Genomic DNA, 17,776 nt, shown 5'->3' on the forward strand with positions numbered 1-17,776 from the left:
GGATGGGGATCACGTTGTTAACCGACTCTCACCATGTCTCCGATAAACCGCGTTCCCAAACCTTCAAGGGTGAATTGAGTCTGTCGGGAAATATCCAATTGATCACCTGCAACTACTACCCGGGCTTTACGATCCCGCCATCGTTATTGCTGGGTCAGTACGTGCCTTCGCTTTTGCTTGGGTGGCGTGCATTCGATGACTATGAGTTGAAACTGGATATCGACTCGGGCCAGTCGTGTTTCAACAGGATCTAGCATTAGATTGAATTATTTTCGTGGGCAAATAGAATATTATCTGTAAGCTTATTTTATTATTGGTGTAAGGCCTTTCCTGTCGGGGGTGCCTTAAGGCGTTTATCGGTTGCAATGTTCGCGCGTTTTATTCCGATCTATTTGGACAGTCTTGTTTATATATCAGTAGGTTGCTCCGATTTTGGCAGGACCTGTCGCCGTTTAAATTCAATCTTAGGACGTCCTACAAGGCTCAGGAGTAGGCCGCTCAACTGAATAGTCGTGATCTTGTTCAATTGTTTTCGTTGAGATATATTTTTTTCGTCCGCTGTTACAGAGTGAGAATCTAAGCAGCAGTATTTTGTGTGGCTCTCCGGTGTTCGGCGCTCAACTATGAGGAGGGTCACTCAACCAAAAGGCTTTACAAATGTTGAAAGACTGCAGATGTGGTAATTGTAATCGGCTTTTAGCCAGAGTCGGTGGGTGTACCGAGTTCCAGATCAAATGTTCCCGATGTGGCACGTTGAATCATGTGAAGGTCCCGAGCCTCGAACAATCGCCTACGAGCGAATTACATGCAGCACCTGCTGCGCAAAAACTTATAATTTCGTAGGAAATAACAGATGAACAATGGAATCGTACTTCCTCCCCTGAAGGTTACTGCAACCGCGCCTGGCTATAGCCCGATGGCACCAGGCGGTGCTTGGCCGGCGCCTAATCCGGCAATGGTTTTTATTGCCCAGCAACAAGAGCGAAACGAACTCTACAGCCAAGGTCTGTGGCGAGAGATGATTGTAAAGATCACTAATGAACAACAAGCTTCTATTAGAAATGGGGTTGCTGTAGGCCTTGTCACATCCATTGTGCGTGACATGCAGTCGATCCCTTTTGCTGATAACTACATTTGCTTGAATCCAAATATGTCACCGGCTCAAGCGTTGAACTATACGTCACGTAACTTTAAAGCGGGTTCTGTTCCCGAGTCTACCGGCCTTTCTGGCGGTGCGCTAACTCCAGTCGCCGCGCTTGGACATTTTCTTTATGGAAACGGAGCTGCTGCCGAGACCAACATCAATAGTCTAGGTCTAAACCTATCTAGAACATCAATTCCTATGCTGGAAAACGCGTTAGCTACTGCACCTGTTGGACGAACTGTAATCGCCTTGGATAAAGTGCCTTACAATACCTCGTCGGACTCTTGGATGACTGCATCTTGGCTCGGTAATATTACTCTAAAAATCGAAGGAACTATAATTAAGCAAGACAACGGTAAGTTGTTCTTTCAAGGTGGTGCAAGAGCTTACAATGATATCTATGATGCGAATCCAAGTACGTTTCGAAGTTCGGTGGGTGAGAATGCGACCAGCGTACTTGCCGCAGTAGAAAAATATTTGAATGCTAAACCGTATGAAATCGCTATTCAAGGCACAGCTTTGATCTTCATTGAACGTTAGTCTGCTAGCATAAAAGCTTGTGACTAAGTGTCATGGCCTGAAAGTTTATCGGTTTTGTTATGTGTAATTTGGTCGTGCATGCACTGGCGGCCAATCAAGATTTCTTCGGAAGGAAACTATTCATGCGCCAGTATCAACGTTTGTTAATTGCAAATTTATTGTTCATTGGTGCCTGGTTTTGCTTGTTGTCTGCTGGAGTTGGCACTCCAGAGAACCCGGATGACCTTTTTGATACGAGAGGGTTGCCTGTAGTTACCATTTACACGGTAGCTCTGCAAGTCGTGGGCTTTTTGGCCATCGTGTTCTCAGGGCTGGGAATGTTTGTAGCAGCTAAAATAAAGTCAAACTCATTTGGCATAAAACTGTCTATTTTTTTTGTATCAAACATCTTTCTTTTACTTGCCTCGTTCATGGGTATTTTTGTGATTGTATCGTTTGTACTAGGAACGATATCTGGAGTCTCGGGTATCAGCCTTTATATTGGTGTTATTTGTTTAGTAACGACTGCTGCCCCAAAACGTCCGTAACCCATCGTGAATGACGGTGTATCCAAGATGTGTATTTTCCGAAAGGCGCTAACCCAGTCATTTGGTTTTTTTGGTCGTTGGTTCGAATTTACCCCCAATCCCTGTTAGCGCTTCTGTGGATAACATGTTCGCCGCTCGCCACACCCCATACAAATCAAGGCCTGCCACCCTTTGTACAATAAACAACCAGTCTAAGTTGCGGTTTTTTCACGCTTTTTCCTGAGGATAACTTTTCACACGAGCCAATACTTGCCCCCAATCTCTGTTAGCGCATCTGTGGATAAGATGTTTGCTGTCCTCTACAGGCCATACAAAACGGGCTTATCAGGCTTGTGATCATAAAACGATCAAATCATCGTTTTAAGCTGATAAACCTCGCGCAAACCCCGATTTATCGCGGCCTCCAACGGTTTTCCACAGATCCGGCAAAGTTGCCCCCAAAGTCTGTTGGCGCTTCTGTGGATAAGGTGTTCGCCATCCTCTGCAGGCCACGTAATTCGTGCCTTACAGGCTTTCGATCAAAAAACAACCAATCGCAGTTCAAAACCCTGCTTCTGGATAAGTCACGGATTTTCTTCGGTTTCTGTGGAGAATTTTTTCGCTGTAAACTGAGTTGTCCCCATTAGCTGTGGGTGAAGGTGTGGATAACTTGTTCGCGAACCTCTACAGCCCCACACCCGTGGCCGCTCTAAAGCAATTGATCGAAATTTGAACAATAAAAAACCGCGAAACGTGTTCGCGGTTTTTTGTCTCAGCGGGGTCGGTCAGCCTTGAACCGGCACGCCTTTGAGGTAAGGCGCAGGTTCAGCCCCCAGGTTGTTCAGCAAGCGCTCGCTGTACCAGTCCACAAAGTTCACCACGCCAAACTCATAGGTCTTGGAGTATGGCCCAGGCTGGTAAGCGGTGGAGTTGATGCCGCGCTGGTTCTCTTCGGCCAGGCGACGATCCTGGTTGTTGGTCTCATCCCACACCTTGCGCATGCGTTCCACGTCGTAATCCACGCCTTCGACCGCGTCCTTGTGGACGATCCACTTGGTGGTGACCATGGTTTCCTGTGCGCTGATCGGCCACACGGTGAAGACGATGATGTGATCGCCCATGCAGTGGTTCCACGAGTGCGGCAGGTGCAGGATGCGCATCGAGCCCAGGTCCGGGTTCTTGATGCGGCCCATGAGCTTGGCGCAGCCTTGCTTGCCGTCCAGGGTCATCGACACGGTGCCCTTGAGCAGCGGCATGCGCACAATGCGGTTACGCAGGCCGAAGCTGGCGTGGGCGTAAGGAATCTTCTCGGCTTCCCAGGCAGCGGCGGAGGCAGCGACGTGGTCCTTGAAGGCCTGGTCGGCGCGCGGGTCGGTGACGTCGTCCCATTCCAGCAGGGTTTTCAGCAATTCCGGGTGCGAAGCGTTGCAGTGGTAGCACTCGCGGTTGTTTTCCAGCACCAGTTTCCAGTTGGCTTTTTCGAACAAGGTGGTCTGGATCGCCACCTTGGTGTTCTCCATGTCGTACGGTTCCATGTAATGGTTCAGCGTCGACAGGAAGTCATCGATTGCTGGCGGGGTCTCCGACAGGCTGATGAAGATGTAGCCGCCGGCGGTCTTCACGTTCACCGGCTTGAGGCCGTACTGTTTCATGTCGAAGTCGGCGCCCATCTCGGTGCCGGCGAACAGCAGGCGACCGTCCAGTTCGTAGGTCCACTGGTGGTAGTGGCAAACCAGTTTGGCGACCTTGCCTTTTTCGCTGGTGCACAGCCGCGAACCGCGGTGACGGCAGACGTTGTGGAACGCATGCACCACGCCTTCGGCGCCGCGAATAACGATGATCGGGTTCTTGCCGATTTGCAGGGTCAGGTAGTTGCCCTTGGTCGGGATCTCGCAGGTCATGCCGGCGATCAACCACTCTTTCTGGAAGATTTCCTGCATGTCGATATCAAACAGCCGCTCGTCAGAGTAAAACGGCTGCGGCAGCGAGAAAGTACGTTCGCGCTCTTGAAGCATTTGCGCGGTGGCCTTGCGTGCGGGTTCCAGCGGATCGCCCAGGCTAAGTTTTGCGGTGACGTCCATCGATTTGATCCTCAAGGCCATTCAGTGTGGCCGGCGAAATAGTGGCTGATACGGTTTGCTACGCAAGGGTGTAAAGAAAACGTCTTTGTGTGGAGCCGAGTGTGGGGCCGGCGCACGCCAGAACCTTATCCACGAGCGACATGGCCCACTCTGTTCCCGACGCGCAACCCCCGGTAGTTATGGGCTGGTCGCGATAAGTATGTGAATGTCGCAGATAGGTAAATGGGTGGTTCGCGCTATACGCAGAATCGCCAACATAAGGCCGAGCATCGGCGGTGGAGAACAGCATGTCCAACAGCTTCCTGAATCCGGTAACCACCCAGACCTGGGCCAATGGTCGACACATCGTCCGTTGCGTCAAAGTCATCCAGGAAACCTGGGATGTGCGCACCTTCTGCTTTATGGCTGACCAGCCGATTTTGTTCTTCTTTAAACCGGGGCAGTTTGTCACCCTGGAGCTGGAAATCGAAGGCGTGCCGATCATGCGCTCCTACACCATTTCCAGCTCGCCATCGGTGCCGTACAGCTTTTCGGTGACCATCAAGCGCGTACCGGGCGGCAAGGTTTCGAACTGGCTGCACGACACCCTGCATGAAGGCCAGGAGCTGGCCGTGCACGGGCCGGTCGGGCTGTTCAACGCCATGGACTTCACGGCGCCGAAGGTGCTGTACCTCAGCGGTGGTGTCGGTATCACGCCGGTCATGTCGATGGCTCGCTGGTTCTATGACACCAACGGCAACGTCGACATGGTGTTTATCCACAGCGCCCGTTCGCCGAAAGACATCATTTACCACCGCGAACTGGAACACATGGCGTCGCGGATCGACAACTTCAGCCTGCACCTGATCTGCGAGAAGCATGGTCTGGGCGAGCCGTGGGCCGGTTATCGCGGTTACCTGAATCACAAGATGCTGGAGCTGATGGCGCCGGACTTCCTTGAGCGCGAAGTCTTCTGCTGCGGCCCGACGCCGTACATGACCGCGGTCAAGCGCATGCTGGAAGCGGTCGGCTTCGACATGTCGCATTATCACGAAGAATCCTTCGGCGCTACGCCACCGGAAGCTCGTGCCGATGCGGTGGAACAAGCCGAAATAGCAGCAGACGCACCGGACATCGACGTGGCGGACCTGCATCAAGTGGAATTCACTGCGTCCGGCAAGAGCATTCGCGTTGCACCGGGTGAAACAGTGCATGCGGCGGCGGCCAAGCTGGGGCTGTTGATTCCGAAGGCTTGCGGGATGGGGATTTGTGGGACGTGCAAGGTGATGAAGCTGGGCGGGGAGGTCGAAATGGATCACAACGGCGGGATCACCGAGGAAGATGAGGCCGAGGGGTTTATTCTTTCGTGCTGTAGCGTGCCGAAAGGTGACGTGCGTATCGAGTTCTAAGCCATCCTCATCCCCCCGCTAGCGGGGGGATGATCGTTCCCACGCTCTGCGTGGGAATGCATCTCGGGACGCTCCGCGTTCCAAGCCTCACCGCCTACGTGGAGTCGAACACCGTTGTGACGCAGAGCGTCACGGGCTGCATTCCCACGCGGAGCGTGGGAACGATCCTGTTACGGGTGCGGTTGCCGTCTCAGTGCCACCTTTGAATCTCAATCAAGCCATCCATGCCAGCGTAATCTCGAGCACTTGAATACCTCCAGTGCTCCGGCAAATCCACATACCCGCGCTTCACAGGGTTGTAATGGATGTAATCCAACTTCTGGCGCATCACCGTTTCGCTGTACACCATTTCCGCGTGCGAACCTTCCTGCCACAGCTGATACACCCGATCTTGCTTGTGTGCGCGTTTGCTGAAACGCAGGCGCTGCAACGAGCGATCGGCCCCTTTGCTTTGCAGGTCGTCGATGATTTGTCGGGCGGTGAAAGATTTGAACTGGCTGAGGCATTTGTTGAGGTCTGGGGCCTCGGCAACAAAGTGCAGATGGTTCTCCAGAACGACGTAACCATACAGCTTCAGGCTCTGGTGGTTTTGCTGATAACGCCAGCAATTGAGCAGGTGATCGACGATATAAGGGCGGATGAACAGCGGCAGCCATTCCATGAGGGTACAGGTGAGGAAGTGAGGTTTGTCGGGTTCAGTGATGGTGTAACGACTTCGGCCCATGGGTGCATTCCTTTGCAAGGGAATGACTAGGGTGAACGGGGGTTGGGTGGTGGTACTAGAGGACGGCGCTGCTGAGTGAGTGGGAAATTGCGACACGCCGCCAGTGATCGTTCCCACGCTCTGCGTCACTAGTGTCCGGTAAAAAACGAGGGGGGAGCTTGCTCCCCCTTGCTGTTGGCGGCTGTGAGGCATAATCGGTTTTTTCAGACTCGATTTTGACTTATGTTTTCCAGCACCCGTTTAAGCCAACTACTCAGTGCGATCCCGCGCCAGTTTTTCCAGCAATCCATCGAAACACACCAAGCTGATCGCTACGTCAAACGCTGCACGACCTGGCAATTGCTGGTGACACTGATCAGCGGCCATTTGACCCGAGCCTCAAGCCTGCGATCCTTGGCGACTATCTCCGAAAATTTCGGCCCGCATAGCTACCATCTTAATGCCGGCCCTATTGCCCGCTCGACAATGTCCGATGCCTTGAACAAGCGTGACTACCGGCCATTACAGGACCTTTGTGGGTACCTGATGAGCGCCGTCAGCCGCCAGCAGCGCAAGGAGGTCGGGGCCATGGTTAGCCTGATTGACTCCACGTCGATCACCTTGCGCGGACCTCACTTCGATGGCTGGACAGCCGCGACGAAAACCCGCATCACCCAAGGCCTCAAAGTGCATGTCGGACTGGATCTGGCGCAGCTGGCCCCGGTGTACGTGAACATTACGCCTGCCAACGTCAACGACCTGAGCGATGCACTGGAAATGCCGATCCAGACCGGCATGACGTATGTTTTCGACAAGGGCTACTGCGATTACAACTGGTGGCACGAGTTGCAGACCAAAGGTGCTTTTTTCGTCACCCGCCTGAAGAAAAACGCCAATATCAAAGTGCTGCATGAGCACTCGACCGTGACTGAGCAAAGCTCGGTCATGACCGATGAAGTCGTCCAGTTTGGCAAAAAGCATTTGGCCGGCAAACGCCTGAACGACTATTGGGAAAAGTCGGTAAGACGCGTCGTGGTTGAGCGCGAGGGGCATGCGACGCCGTTAGTTCTGGTGACCAACGACTTCACGAGGACAGCTGAAGAAATCGCGTCCTTGTACAAAGATCGTTGGCAGATCGAGCTATTTTTCAAGTGGATCAAACAACATCTGAAGCTCAAACGCTTTTATGCCTACTCCGAAAATGCGGTGCGTTTGCAGATTTACAGTGCCTTGATCAGCTATCTGTTACTGCAAATACTCCATCGTCGCTCAGGATTTACCGGCTCGTTGTTCGAACTGACGGTTCGCATAGTTCATGTCCTGTTTGAACGGCCCGGAACCCCAGTATTGAGGGATCGACGAAGGCAGGAGCGAGAAAAGTTGAAGGCTGCCCAAGGCAGCCTTCAACTATGAAGCATGTTTACCGGACACTAGTGACGCTCTGCGTGGGAATGCAGCCCGTGACGCTCTGCGTCACAACAGTGTCCGGCTCTACATCGGCGGTGAGGCAGGAAACGCGGAGCGTCCCTAGAGGCATTCCCACGCTGAGCGTGGGAACGATCAGGCAAGGGTATTAGCGGGACATGACCTCGCGAATATCCGCTGCCAGTTCCCGTACGCGTTCTTCTTCGGTGTCCCACGAGCACATGAAGCGTGCGCCCCCGTTGCCGATGAAGGTGTAGAAGCGCCAGCCCTTGGCCGTCAATGCAGCGATGGCCGGTTCCGACAGTTGCAGGAACACGCCGTTGGCCTGCACTGGGAACATCAGTTCTACGCCTGGAATATCGCTCACCCGTTCAGCCAGCAACTGCGCGCAGTGGTTGGCGTGTTTGGCGTATTTAAGCCAGGCATCGTTTTCCAGAATCCCGACCCAGGGTGCCGAGAGGAAACGCATCTTCGAGGCCAGTTGCCCAGCCTGTTTGCAGCGGTAGTCGAAGTCTTCGGCGAGTTTGTGGTTGAAGAACAGAATCGCTTCCCCGACCGCCATGCCGTTTTTGGTGCCGCCGAAGCACAACACGTCGACGCCGGCCTTCCACGTCAAATCTGCCGGTGAGCAGCCGAGGAACGCACACGCATTGGAAAACCGTGCGCCGTCCATGTGCAGATTCAGGCCCAGCTCTTTGCACGTGGCGCTGATGGCGCGGATTTCTTCCGGGGTGTAGACGCTGCCGACTTCGGTGGCCTGGGTCAGGGTGACTACGCGCGGTTTCGGGTAGTGGATGTCCTGGCGCTTGAGCGCGATTTCGCGGATCGATTCCGGGGTCAGCTTGCCGTTTTCAGTGCGGGCGATGAGCAGCTTGGAACCGTTGGAAAAGAATTCCGGTGCGCCGCATTCGTCGGTTTCGACGTGGGCAGTTTCCGAGCAGATCACGCTGTGGTAACTCTGGCACAGCGACGACAGGGCCAAGGAGTTGGCGGCGGTGCCGTTGAAGGCGAAGAATACTTCGCAGTCGGTTTCGAATAGTTTGCGGAAATCGTCGGACGCACGTGCGGTCCACTCGTCGTCGCCATAGGCGCGTTGGTGGCCGTGGTTGGCCTGTTCCATGGCCGCCCAGGCTTCAGGGCAGATACCGGAATAGTTGTCGCTGGCGAATTGTTGGCTCTTATCGGTCATGGCCGGCTTCCGTGGTCGAAACTCTTATGGTGAAGAGCATCGTGGTCAATGATGGTGCGCACTTTACCGAAGATCGTCCGGGGAGCACACGCGATGATGCTGTCAGAAAAATACAAAGACGCCGGGCAATTATGCACATGACGCAAAGGGACGGGGCACTGGATCTGCTCAAGTGGCTGGCGCTGTTGAGTATGGTGCTCGATCACCTGCGATATGTCGGTTATTCCGTCGATCTGCTGTATGTGCCGGGTCGGTTGGCGTTTCCGTGGTTCTGTCTGGCGATGGCAGCAAACCTGGCGCGGGCCCGCGCAGTGTCGACCGACGGCCAGTGGCGTTATTTGGGCTGGTTGCTACTGTTTAGCGCTATCAGCGAAATTCCCTACCGGATGTACATTCCTGATCCCGACACCTTGAACGTAATACCCACGTTGGCGCTGGGATTGCTGGTGGCCCGTGGCTGGCCGGACCGAACCCTGCAAGCTCGACTGTTGGCGGCAGGCGCCTTGCTGCTGGCGGCGCTGTTCCCGGAGCGACTGATGTTCGGCTTCTTCGGCGTTCTGCTGCCGCTGGCGATGTTGCTGGTGATCAGGCGTCCCTGGTATTTCAGCCTGTTGCCGGGACTGGTCTGTCTGGCAGCCAATCAGTGGTCAGTGCTGTATTCCGCCGCGCAGTTTCACAACAGTGCAGCCATCCTTGGCATCGCCGCTTGTCTGATGGCGCCACTGGCCGGCCTGTTTTTGTTGCGCCACGCCGGTCGGCTCAACCCTCCACCGCCGATGCGTCGCTGGGCGTACGCGCTCTATCCCGCGCATTTCCTGCTGTTGCTGGCCTTGCGTGAAGGGTTGGCGCGGCTGTCTGGTTGAGCTCATTTACCCCGGTGCACCCGCCCATGTCGTAAACGCACCTTTGCGTGGCGTCCATAGGCATTTGACCTGTCTGCGCCGGTCATACCATCGCATCCAAAGGGCACTGCCGAAAGGTACGTGCCTCACCGAGACGAATGGCGCACCGCCGCCGCTGGGAGAGACGCGATGTTCAGCAAGCAAGACCAAATCCAGGGTTACGACGATGCACTGCTGGCGGCGATGAATGCCGAGGAGCAACGCCAGGAAGATCACATCGAGCTGATCGCGTCCGAAAACTACACCAGCAAGCGCGTCATGGAAGCGCAAGGCAGCGGCCTGACCAACAAATACGCCGAAGGCTATCCGGGCAAGCGCTACTACGGTGGCTGCGAGCACGTCGACAAGGTTGAAGCGCTGGCCATTGAACGCGCCAAGCAGCTGTTCGGTGCCGACTACGCCAACGTGCAGCCGCACTCCGGCAGCCAGGCCAACGCCGCCGTTTTCCTTGCGCTGCTGCAGGCTGGCGACACCGTACTGGGCATGAGCCTGGCCCACGGCGGTCACTTGACCCACGGCGCCAAAGTCAGCTTCTCCGGCAAACTCTATAACGCTGTGCAGTACGGCATCGACACCGCCACCGGCCTGATCGATTACGACGAAGTCGAGCGCATGGCGGTCGAGCACAAGCCGAAAATGATCATCGCCGGGTTCTCCGCTTACTCCAAGACCCTGGATTTCCCACGTTTCCGTCAGATCGCTGACAAAGTCGGCGCTTACCTCTTTGTTGATATGGCTCACGTTGCCGGTCTGGTCGCTGCCGGCCTGTACCCGAACCCGCTGCCGTACGCCGACGTGGTCACCACCACCACCCACAAGACCCTGCGCGGTCCTCGTGGCGGTCTGATCCTGGCCAAGGCCAACGAAGAGCTGGAAAAGAAATTCAACGCTGCCGTATTCCCCGGTGGTCAGGGCGGCCCGCTGATGCACGTGATCGCCGGTAAGGCGGTGTGCTTCAAGGAAGCGCTGGAGCCAGGTTTCAAGGCTTACCAACAACAAGTGATCGACAACGCTCAGGCCATGGCCAGCATCTTTATCAAACGCGGCTACGATGTAGTGTCCGGCGGCACCGATAACCACCTGTTCCTGGTCAGCCTGATCCGTCAGGGCCTCACCGGCAAAGAGGCGGATGCAGCACTGGGACGTGCCCACATCACCGTGAACAAGAATGCTGTGCCGAACGATCCACAGTCGCCGTTCGTGACCTCCGGCCTGCGCATCGGCACCCCGGCGGTGACCACTCGCGGCTTCAAGGTTACCCAGTGCGTCACGCTGGCCGGCTGGATCTGCGACATCCTCGACAACCTCGGCGACGCCGATGTCGAAGCGAACGTCGCGCAGCAAGTTTCGGCCCTGTGCGCGGACTTCCCGGTTTATCGCTGAGCGCGGTTTTGGAGTAAATGACTATGCAACGCTACTCGGGCTTCGGCCTCTTCAAACACTCCCTCAGCCATCACGAAAACTGGCAGAAAATGTGGCGCACGCCGACCCCTAAAAAGGTCTATGACGTGGTCATCGTCGGCGGTGGCGGGCATGGTCTGGCGACCGCCTACTACCTGGCCAAGGAACACGGCATCACCAACGTGGCCGTGGTCGAAAAAGGCTGGCTGGGCGGCGGTAACACCGCGCGCAACACCACCATCGTTCGCTCCAACTACCTGTGGGACGAGTCGGCGCACCTGTACGAACACGCGATGAAACTGTGGGAAGGCCTGTCCCAGGACCTGAACTACAACGTGATGTTCTCCCAGCGCGGCGTTTACAACCTGTGCCACACCTTGCAGGACATTCGTGATTCCGAGCGTCGGGTCAGCGCCAACCGCCTCAACGGCGTGGACGGCGAACTGCTCGACGCCAAACAAGTGGCCGACGAGATTCCGTACCTCGACTGCTCGAAGAACACGCGCTACCCGGTGATGGGCGCTACCGTCCAGCGTCGCGGCGGCGTGGCCCGTCACGATGCCGTGGCCTGGGGCTTTGCCCGTGCCGCCGACGCACTGGGCGTGGACCTGATTCAACAGACCGAAGTGATCGGCTTCCGCAAGGAAAACGGCGTGTGCATCGGCGTTGAAACCAACAAAGGCTTCATCGGCGCCAAACGCGTCGGTGTAGTGACCGCCGGTAACTCCGGGCACATGGCCAAACTCGCCGGTTTCCGTCTGCCGATCGAATCCCACCCGCTGCAAGCGCTGGTGTCCGAGCCGATCAAACCGATTATCGACAGCGTGATCATGTCCAACGCCGTACACGGTTACATCAGCCAGTCCGACAAGGGCGACCTGGTGATCGGCGCCGGCATCGACGGCTACAACGGCTACGGCCAGCGTGGTTCGTACCCGGTGATCGAGCACACCGTTCAGGCCATCGTCGAAATGTTCCCGGTCTTGTCCCGCGTACGCATGAACCGTCAGTGGGGCGGCATCGTCGACACCACGCCGGATGCGTGCCCGATCATCTCGAAAACCCCGGTGCCGAACATGTTCTTCAACTGCGGTTGGGGCACCGGTGGCTTCAAGGCAACACCTGGCTCGGGCAACGTGTTTGCAGCGAGCCTGGCCAAGGGTGAAATGCACCCATTGGCCGCACCTTTCTCCATCGACCGTTTCCACAACGGTGCGTTGATCGATGAACACGGCGCTGCTGCGGTTGCCCACTAACAGGAGAAATCCCCATGTTGCATATCTTCTGTCCTCACTGCGGCGAGCTGCGCTCTGAAGAGGAATTCCACGCATCCGGCCAGGCGCACATCCCGCGCCCACTGGATCCGACCAACTGCACCGACGAGGAGTGGGGCGACTACATGTTCTTCCGCGATAACCCTCGCGGTCTGCACCACGAACTGTGGGATCACGTCGCCGGTTGCCGTCAGTACTTCAACGCCACCCGTGACACCGTGACCTACGAGATTCTCGAAACCTACAAGATCGGCGCCAAGCCGCAGTTCACCGACAAGACCGATAGCCCGAAAGCGGCCACGACGGCTCTGGGAGAGAAGGTATGAGCCAGATCAATCGCCTGTCCAACGGCGGACGGATCGACCGCAACAAAGTGCTGAGCTTCACCTTCAACGGCCAGACCTATAAAGGCTTTGAAGGCGATTCCCTGGCCGCCGCCTTGCTGGCCAACGGTGTAGACATCATCGGTCGCAGCTTCAAGTACTCTCGTCCGCGCGGCATCTTTGCCGCCGGTGCTGAAGAGCCGAACGCCGTGCTGCAGATCGGCGCGACCGAAGCCACGCAGATCCCTAACGTACGCGCCACACAACAAGCGCTGTATCAAGGTCTGGTCGCCACCAGCACCAACGGCTGGCCGAGCGTGAACAACGACATGATGGGGATTCTCGGCAAGGTCGGCGGCAAGCTGATGCCGCCGGGCTTCTACTACAAAACCTTTATGTACCCGCAATCGTTCTGGATGACTTACGAGAAATACATTCGTAAGGCAGCCGGTCTTGGCCGTTCGCCGACCGAGAACGATCCGGACACCTACGACTACATGAACCAGCACTGCGACGTGCTGATCGTCGGCGGTGGTCCTGCTGGCCTGGCCGCCGCACTGGCAGCAGCGCGCAGCGGTGCCCGCGTAATCCTCGCCGATGAACAGGAAGAGTTCGGCGGCAGCCTGCTCGATTCCCGCGAAAGCCTCGACGGCAAACCTGCTACCGAATGGGTCGCCAGCGTCATCGCCGAACTCAAAGACACCCCGGACGTGCTGCTGTTGCCACGCGCCACGGTTAACGGTTACCACGACCATAACTTCCTGACCATTCACGAGCGCCTCACCGATCACCTCGGCGACCGCGCGCCGATTGGCCAGGTGCGTCAGCGCATCCACCGTGTTCGCGCCAAACGTGTGGTGTTGGCGACCGGCGCTCACGAGCGTCCACTGGTTTACGGCAACAACGACGTGCCGGGCAACATGCTCGCCGGCGCTGTGTCGACTTACGTGCGTCGTTACGGCGTGGCACCGGGCAAAAAACTCGTGCTGTCGACCAACAACGACCACGCTTACCGCGTTGCTCTGGATTGGCTCGACGCCAGCCTGCAGGTCGTGGCTATTGCCGACGCCCGCAGCAATCCTCGCGGTGCGCTGGTTGAAGAAGCGCGTGCCAAAGGCATTCGCATCCTGACCGGCAGCGCCGTGATCGAGGCGCGTGGCAGCAAGCACGTGACCGCCGCTCGCGTTGCCGCGATTGACGTAAGAGCGCACACCGTGACCAGTCCTGGTGAGTGGCTCGAATGCGACCTGGTTGCCAGCTCCGGCGGTTACAGCCCGGTGGTTCACTTGGCTTCGCACCTGGGCGGCAAGCCGATCTGGCGTGAAGACATCCTCGGTTTCGTACCGGGCGAAGCACCGCAGAAACGCGTGTGCGTGGGTGGCATCAACGGCGTCTACAGTCTCGGTGATTCCCTGGCCGATGGCTTTGAAGGCGGCGCTCGCGCGGCCAGTGAAGCCGGTTTCAGCGTAGTCGAAGGCACCTTGCCGAAAGCCCTGAGTCGTCTGGAAGAACCGACGCTGGCGCTGTTCCAGGTGCCGCACGAAAAAGGCACGACACGCGGACCGAAGCAATTCGTCGATCTGCAGAACGACGTCACTGCGGCCGGCATCGAACTGGCGACCCGCGAAGGCTTCGAGTCGGTCGAACACGTCAAACGCTACACCGCACTGGGCTTTGGTACTGACCAGGGCAAGCTCGGCAACGTCAACGGTCTGGCCATCGCCGCCCGTTCGCTGAATGTGACCATCCCGCAGATGGGCACCACCATGTTCCGTCCGAACTACACGCCGGTCACCTTCGGCGCCGTGGCCGGCCGTCACTGTGGGCACATCTTCGAGCCGGTTCGTTTCACCGCGCTGCATCACTGGCACGTGAAGAACGGCGCCGAGTTCGAAGACGTAGGTCAGTGGAAACGCCCTTGGTACTTCCCGAAAAACGGTGAAGACCTTCATACCGCCGTGAAACGCGAATGCAAAGCCGTGCGCGACAGCGTCGGCCTGCTGGACGCGTCCACCCTGGGCAAGATCGACATCCAGGGCCCGGATGCGCGTGAGTTCCTCAACCGCATCTACACCAACGCGTGGACCAAGCTCGACGTGGGCAAGGCCCGCTACGGCCTGATGTGCAAAGAAGACGGCATGGTCTTCGACGACGGAGTCACCGCTTGCCTCGCCGACAACCATTTCGTCATGACCACCACCACGGGCGGCGCGGCACGCGTACTGCAATGGCTGGAAATCTACTCCCAGACCGAATGGCCAGAGCTGAAGGTGTACTTCACTTCCGTGACGGATCACTGGGCAACCATGACCTTGTCCGGTCCGAACAGCCGCAAGCTGCTCAGCCAAGTTACCGACATCGACCTGACCAACGAAGCGTTCCCGTTCATGACCTGGAAAGAAGGCCTGGTCGGCGGTGTGCCGGCGCGGGTGTTCCGGATTTCGTTTACCGGTGAACTGTCGTACGAAGTCAACGTGCAAGCCGACTATGCGATGGGCGTGCTGGAAAAAATTGTTGATGCTGGCAAGCAGTACAACCTGACGCCATATGGCACTGAAACCATGCACGTTCTGCGGGCCGAGAAGGGCTTTATCATCGTCGGTCAGGACACTGACAGCTCGATGACTCCGGACGACCTGAACATGGGCTGGTGCGTCGGTCGCACTAAACCTTTCTCATGGATCGGCCAGCGTGGCATGAACCGTGAAGACTGCGTACGTGATCAACGCAAGCAGTTGGTCGGCCTGAAGCCGATCGATCCGACCAAATGGCTGCCGGAAGGCGCGCAACTGGTGTTCAACACCAAGCAAGCGATTCCGATGACGATGGTCGGCCACGTGACGTCCAGCTACCTGCACAACTCCCTCGGCTATTCGTTTGCCATGGGTGTGGTGAAGGGCGGTTTGAAGCGCATCGGTGAGCGCGTGTTCGCACCACTGGCCGATGGCAGCGTGATCGAGGCGGAAATCGTTTCTTCGGTGTTCTTCGATCCAAAGGGTGATCGCCAGAACATCTGACACTGATCGTTCCCACGCTCTGCGTGGGAATGCATCCCGGGACGCTCTGCGTCCCAAGAGCGGACGCAGAGCGTCCATGGCGGCATTCCCACGCAGAGCGTGGGAACGATCAAGAATTCAGGACAGGTGCTTTATGACCGTAGCCAATGTTTACCAACAACGCCCAACCACTGGGGCCAAGGCCGAGTCGTCGCTGCATCATGCCGACCTCGCCAGCCTGGTGGGCAAGGGCCGAAAAAGCGCCGGCGTGATCGTGCGTGAGAAAAAACTCCTCGGCCACCTGACCATTCGTGGCGATGGCCACGATGCCGCCTTTGCTGCTGGCGTGCACAAGGCCCTCGGCATCGAATTGCCGGGTGCGCTGACCGTCGTCGTCAAAGGCGAAACCAGCCTGCAATGGATGGGGCCGGATGAATGGCTGCTGATCGTGCCGACCGGTGAAGAATTCGCCGCCGAGCAAAAACTGCGTGAAGCGTTGGGTGACCTGCACATCGCAATCACCAACGTCAGCGGCGGCCAGCAGATCCTCGAACTGAGCGGCCCGAACGTGCGCCAGGTGCTGATGAAGTCCACCAGCTACGACGTGCACCCCAACAGCTTCCCGGTGGGCAAGGCTGTGGGCACCGTGTTTGCCAAGTCGCAACTGGTGATCCGCCATACCGCCGAAGACACCTGGGAACTGCTGATTCGTCGCAGCTTCTCGGATTACTGGTGGTTGTGGTTGCAGGATGCGGCTGCCGAATACGGCCTAAGCGTTCAGGCCTGATCTGTGGCGAGGGGATTTATCCCCGTTCGGCTGCGAAGCAGTCGTAAACCATTGCATGCGGTTAAGCCTGATACACCGTGGTTGCAAATTTTGGGGCTGCTTCGCAACCCAACGGGGATAAATCCCCTCGCCACAGGATCCTGCACAGCCTTGAAGTTGTTCAGGTATTTTCGAACAGGAGTCACCGCACTATGAGCCGCGCCCCAGACACATGGATTCTGACCGCCGACTGCCCAAGCGTTCTCGGCACCGTGGACGCGGTGACCCGCTTTTTGTTCGAGCAGGGCTGCTATGTCACCGAGCACCACTCCTTCGATGACCGGCTCTCGGGTCGTTTCTTCATTCGTGTGGAATTCCGCCAGCCTGATGGCTTCGACGAGCAAGCCTTCCGCGCAGGCCTGGGAGAGCGTGGCCAAGCCTTCGGCATGATCTTCGAACTGACCCCGCCGAATTACCGGCCAAAAGTGGTGATCATGGTTTCCAAGGCCGATCACTGCCTCAACGATTTGCTCTACCGTCAGCGCATTGGCCAGTTGTCCATGGATGTGGCCGCCGTGGTGTCCAACCACCCGGACCTCAAACCGTTGGCGGATTGGCACCAGATTCCGTACTACCACTTCCCGCTGGACCCGAACGACAAACCGTCGCAGGAGCGTCAGGTCTGGCAGGTGATTGAAGAATCCGGTGCTGAACTGGTGATCCTTGCCCGTTACATGCAAGTCCTGTCGCCAGAGCTGTGCCGCAAGCTCGACGGCAAGGCGATCAACATCCATCACTCCCTGCTGCCGGGTTTCAAGGGCGCCAAGCCTTATCACCAGGCCTACAACAAGGGCGTGAAATTGGTCGGCGCCACGGCGCATTACATCAACAACGACCTGGACGAAGGCCCGATCATCGCCCAGGGCGTAGAGGCCGTGGACCACAGTCATTACCCCGAAGACCTGATCGCCAAGGGGCGGGATATCGAAGGGCTGACCCTGGCCCGGGCTGTTGGTTATCACATTGAAAGACGAGTGTTTTTGAACGCCAACAGAACAGTCGTTCTTTAGATCGCCTTCGCGGGCAAGTCGGATCGCCGCACCGCTCGCTCCTACAGGGGCTTGCGTTCCAAATGTAG

15 protein-coding genes are annotated in these 17,776 nt (G+C 57.1%); 12 read left to right on the forward strand and 3 right to left on the reverse strand.

The features are described from left to right. Positions 1–657: 657 nt before the first annotated feature. From ACYZT0_RS28035 to ACYZT0_RS28045, 3 genes are all read left to right on the forward strand, one after another. Positions 658–843, forward strand: coding sequence for a Com family DNA-binding transcriptional regulator (locus tag ACYZT0_RS28035; protein WP_462043920.1), 186 nt, complete (start codon positions 658–660; stop codon positions 841–843). Between the two features lie 10 nt (positions 844–853). Beyond that, entirely contained in the window at positions 854–1,684 is an 831-nt protein-coding gene (locus ACYZT0_RS28040; protein WP_462043921.1) for a lipid II-degrading bacteriocin, read from the forward strand. A 122-nt stretch (positions 1,685–1,806) separates the two neighbouring features. Next, positions 1,807–2,211, forward strand: a complete 405-nt coding sequence (locus ACYZT0_RS28045) for a hypothetical protein (RefSeq protein WP_462043922.1) — start codon at positions 1,807–1,809, stop codon at positions 2,209–2,211. Between the two features lie 764 nt (positions 2,212–2,975). Here ACYZT0_RS28045 and gbcA read toward each other — a convergent pair. Next, entirely contained in the window at positions 2,976–4,271 is a 1,296-nt protein-coding gene (gene gbcA / locus ACYZT0_RS28050; protein WP_462043923.1) for a glycine-betaine demethylase subunit GbcA, read from the reverse strand. A gap of 287 nt (positions 4,272–4,558) precedes the next feature. Here gbcA and gbcB point away from each other — a divergent pair, with 287 nt between their 5' ends. Beyond that, positions 4,559–5,659: a glycine-betaine demethylase subunit GbcB gene (gene gbcB, locus ACYZT0_RS28055; protein WP_462043924.1), complete on the forward strand. Its 1,101-nt coding sequence runs from the start codon at positions 4,559–4,561 to the stop codon at positions 5,657–5,659. 190 nt (positions 5,660–5,849) lie between these two features. Here the strand turns inward: gbcB and ACYZT0_RS28060 are convergent, their stop codons facing one another. After that, positions 5,850–6,383, reverse strand: a complete 534-nt coding sequence (locus ACYZT0_RS28060; RefSeq protein WP_462043925.1) for an REP-associated tyrosine transposase — start codon at positions 6,381–6,383, stop codon at positions 5,850–5,852. Between the two features lie 222 nt (positions 6,384–6,605). On the opposite strand from ACYZT0_RS28060, the gene ACYZT0_RS28065 reads away from it, so the two are divergent. Then, a complete protein-coding gene (locus ACYZT0_RS28065; RefSeq protein WP_462041955.1) occupies positions 6,606–7,775 on the forward strand; it encodes an IS4 family transposase in 1,170 nt (389 codons plus the stop codon). Positions 7,776–7,935: 160 nt separating this feature from the next. Here the strand turns inward: ACYZT0_RS28065 and ACYZT0_RS28070 are convergent, their stop codons facing one another. After that, positions 7,936–8,976 carry a threonine aldolase family protein gene (locus tag ACYZT0_RS28070; RefSeq protein WP_462043926.1) on the reverse strand — a complete coding sequence of 347 codons (1,041 nt, stop codon included), beginning with the start codon at positions 8,974–8,976 and terminating at the stop codon, positions 7,936–7,938. 131 nt (positions 8,977–9,107) lie between these two features. Here ACYZT0_RS28070 and ACYZT0_RS28075 point away from each other — a divergent pair, with 131 nt between their 5' ends. From ACYZT0_RS28075 to purU, 7 genes are all read left to right on the forward strand, one after another. Next, positions 9,108–9,839, forward strand: a complete 732-nt coding sequence (locus tag ACYZT0_RS28075; protein ID WP_462043927.1) for a TraX family protein — start codon at positions 9,108–9,110, stop codon at positions 9,837–9,839. 168 nt (positions 9,840–10,007) lie between these two features. Further along, entirely contained in the window at positions 10,008–11,261 is a 1,254-nt protein-coding gene (gene glyA / locus ACYZT0_RS28080; RefSeq protein WP_461966772.1) for a serine hydroxymethyltransferase, read from the forward strand. A 23-nt stretch (positions 11,262–11,284) separates the two neighbouring features. Beyond that, on the forward strand, positions 11,285–12,535 hold the full coding sequence (locus ACYZT0_RS28085) for a sarcosine oxidase subunit beta (protein ID WP_038981138.1): 1,251 nt from the start codon (positions 11,285–11,287) through the stop codon (positions 12,533–12,535). Positions 12,536–12,549: 14 nt separating this feature from the next. Continuing rightward, entirely contained in the window at positions 12,550–12,879 is a 330-nt protein-coding gene (locus tag ACYZT0_RS28090) for a sarcosine oxidase subunit delta (RefSeq protein WP_109635425.1), read from the forward strand. Then, positions 12,876–15,893 (forward strand): sarcosine oxidase subunit alpha, encoded by a 3,018-nt coding sequence (locus ACYZT0_RS28095; RefSeq protein ID WP_462043928.1) that lies wholly within the window; start codon positions 12,876–12,878, stop codon positions 15,891–15,893. The genes ACYZT0_RS28090 and ACYZT0_RS28095 overlap by 4 nt, the downstream gene beginning before the upstream one ends. Before the next feature lie 133 nt (positions 15,894–16,026). Beyond that, positions 16,027–16,659 carry a sarcosine oxidase subunit gamma gene (locus ACYZT0_RS28100; RefSeq protein WP_462043929.1) on the forward strand — a complete coding sequence of 211 codons (633 nt, stop codon included), beginning with the start codon at positions 16,027–16,029 and terminating at the stop codon, positions 16,657–16,659. A 191-nt stretch (positions 16,660–16,850) separates the two neighbouring features. After that, positions 16,851–17,708, forward strand: coding sequence for a formyltetrahydrofolate deformylase (purU, locus tag ACYZT0_RS28105; RefSeq protein WP_449645317.1), 858 nt, complete (start codon positions 16,851–16,853; stop codon positions 17,706–17,708). Positions 17,709–17,776 lie beyond the last annotated feature (68 nt).

Source organism: Pseudomonas sp. ZS1P83 (assembly GCF_054897825.1).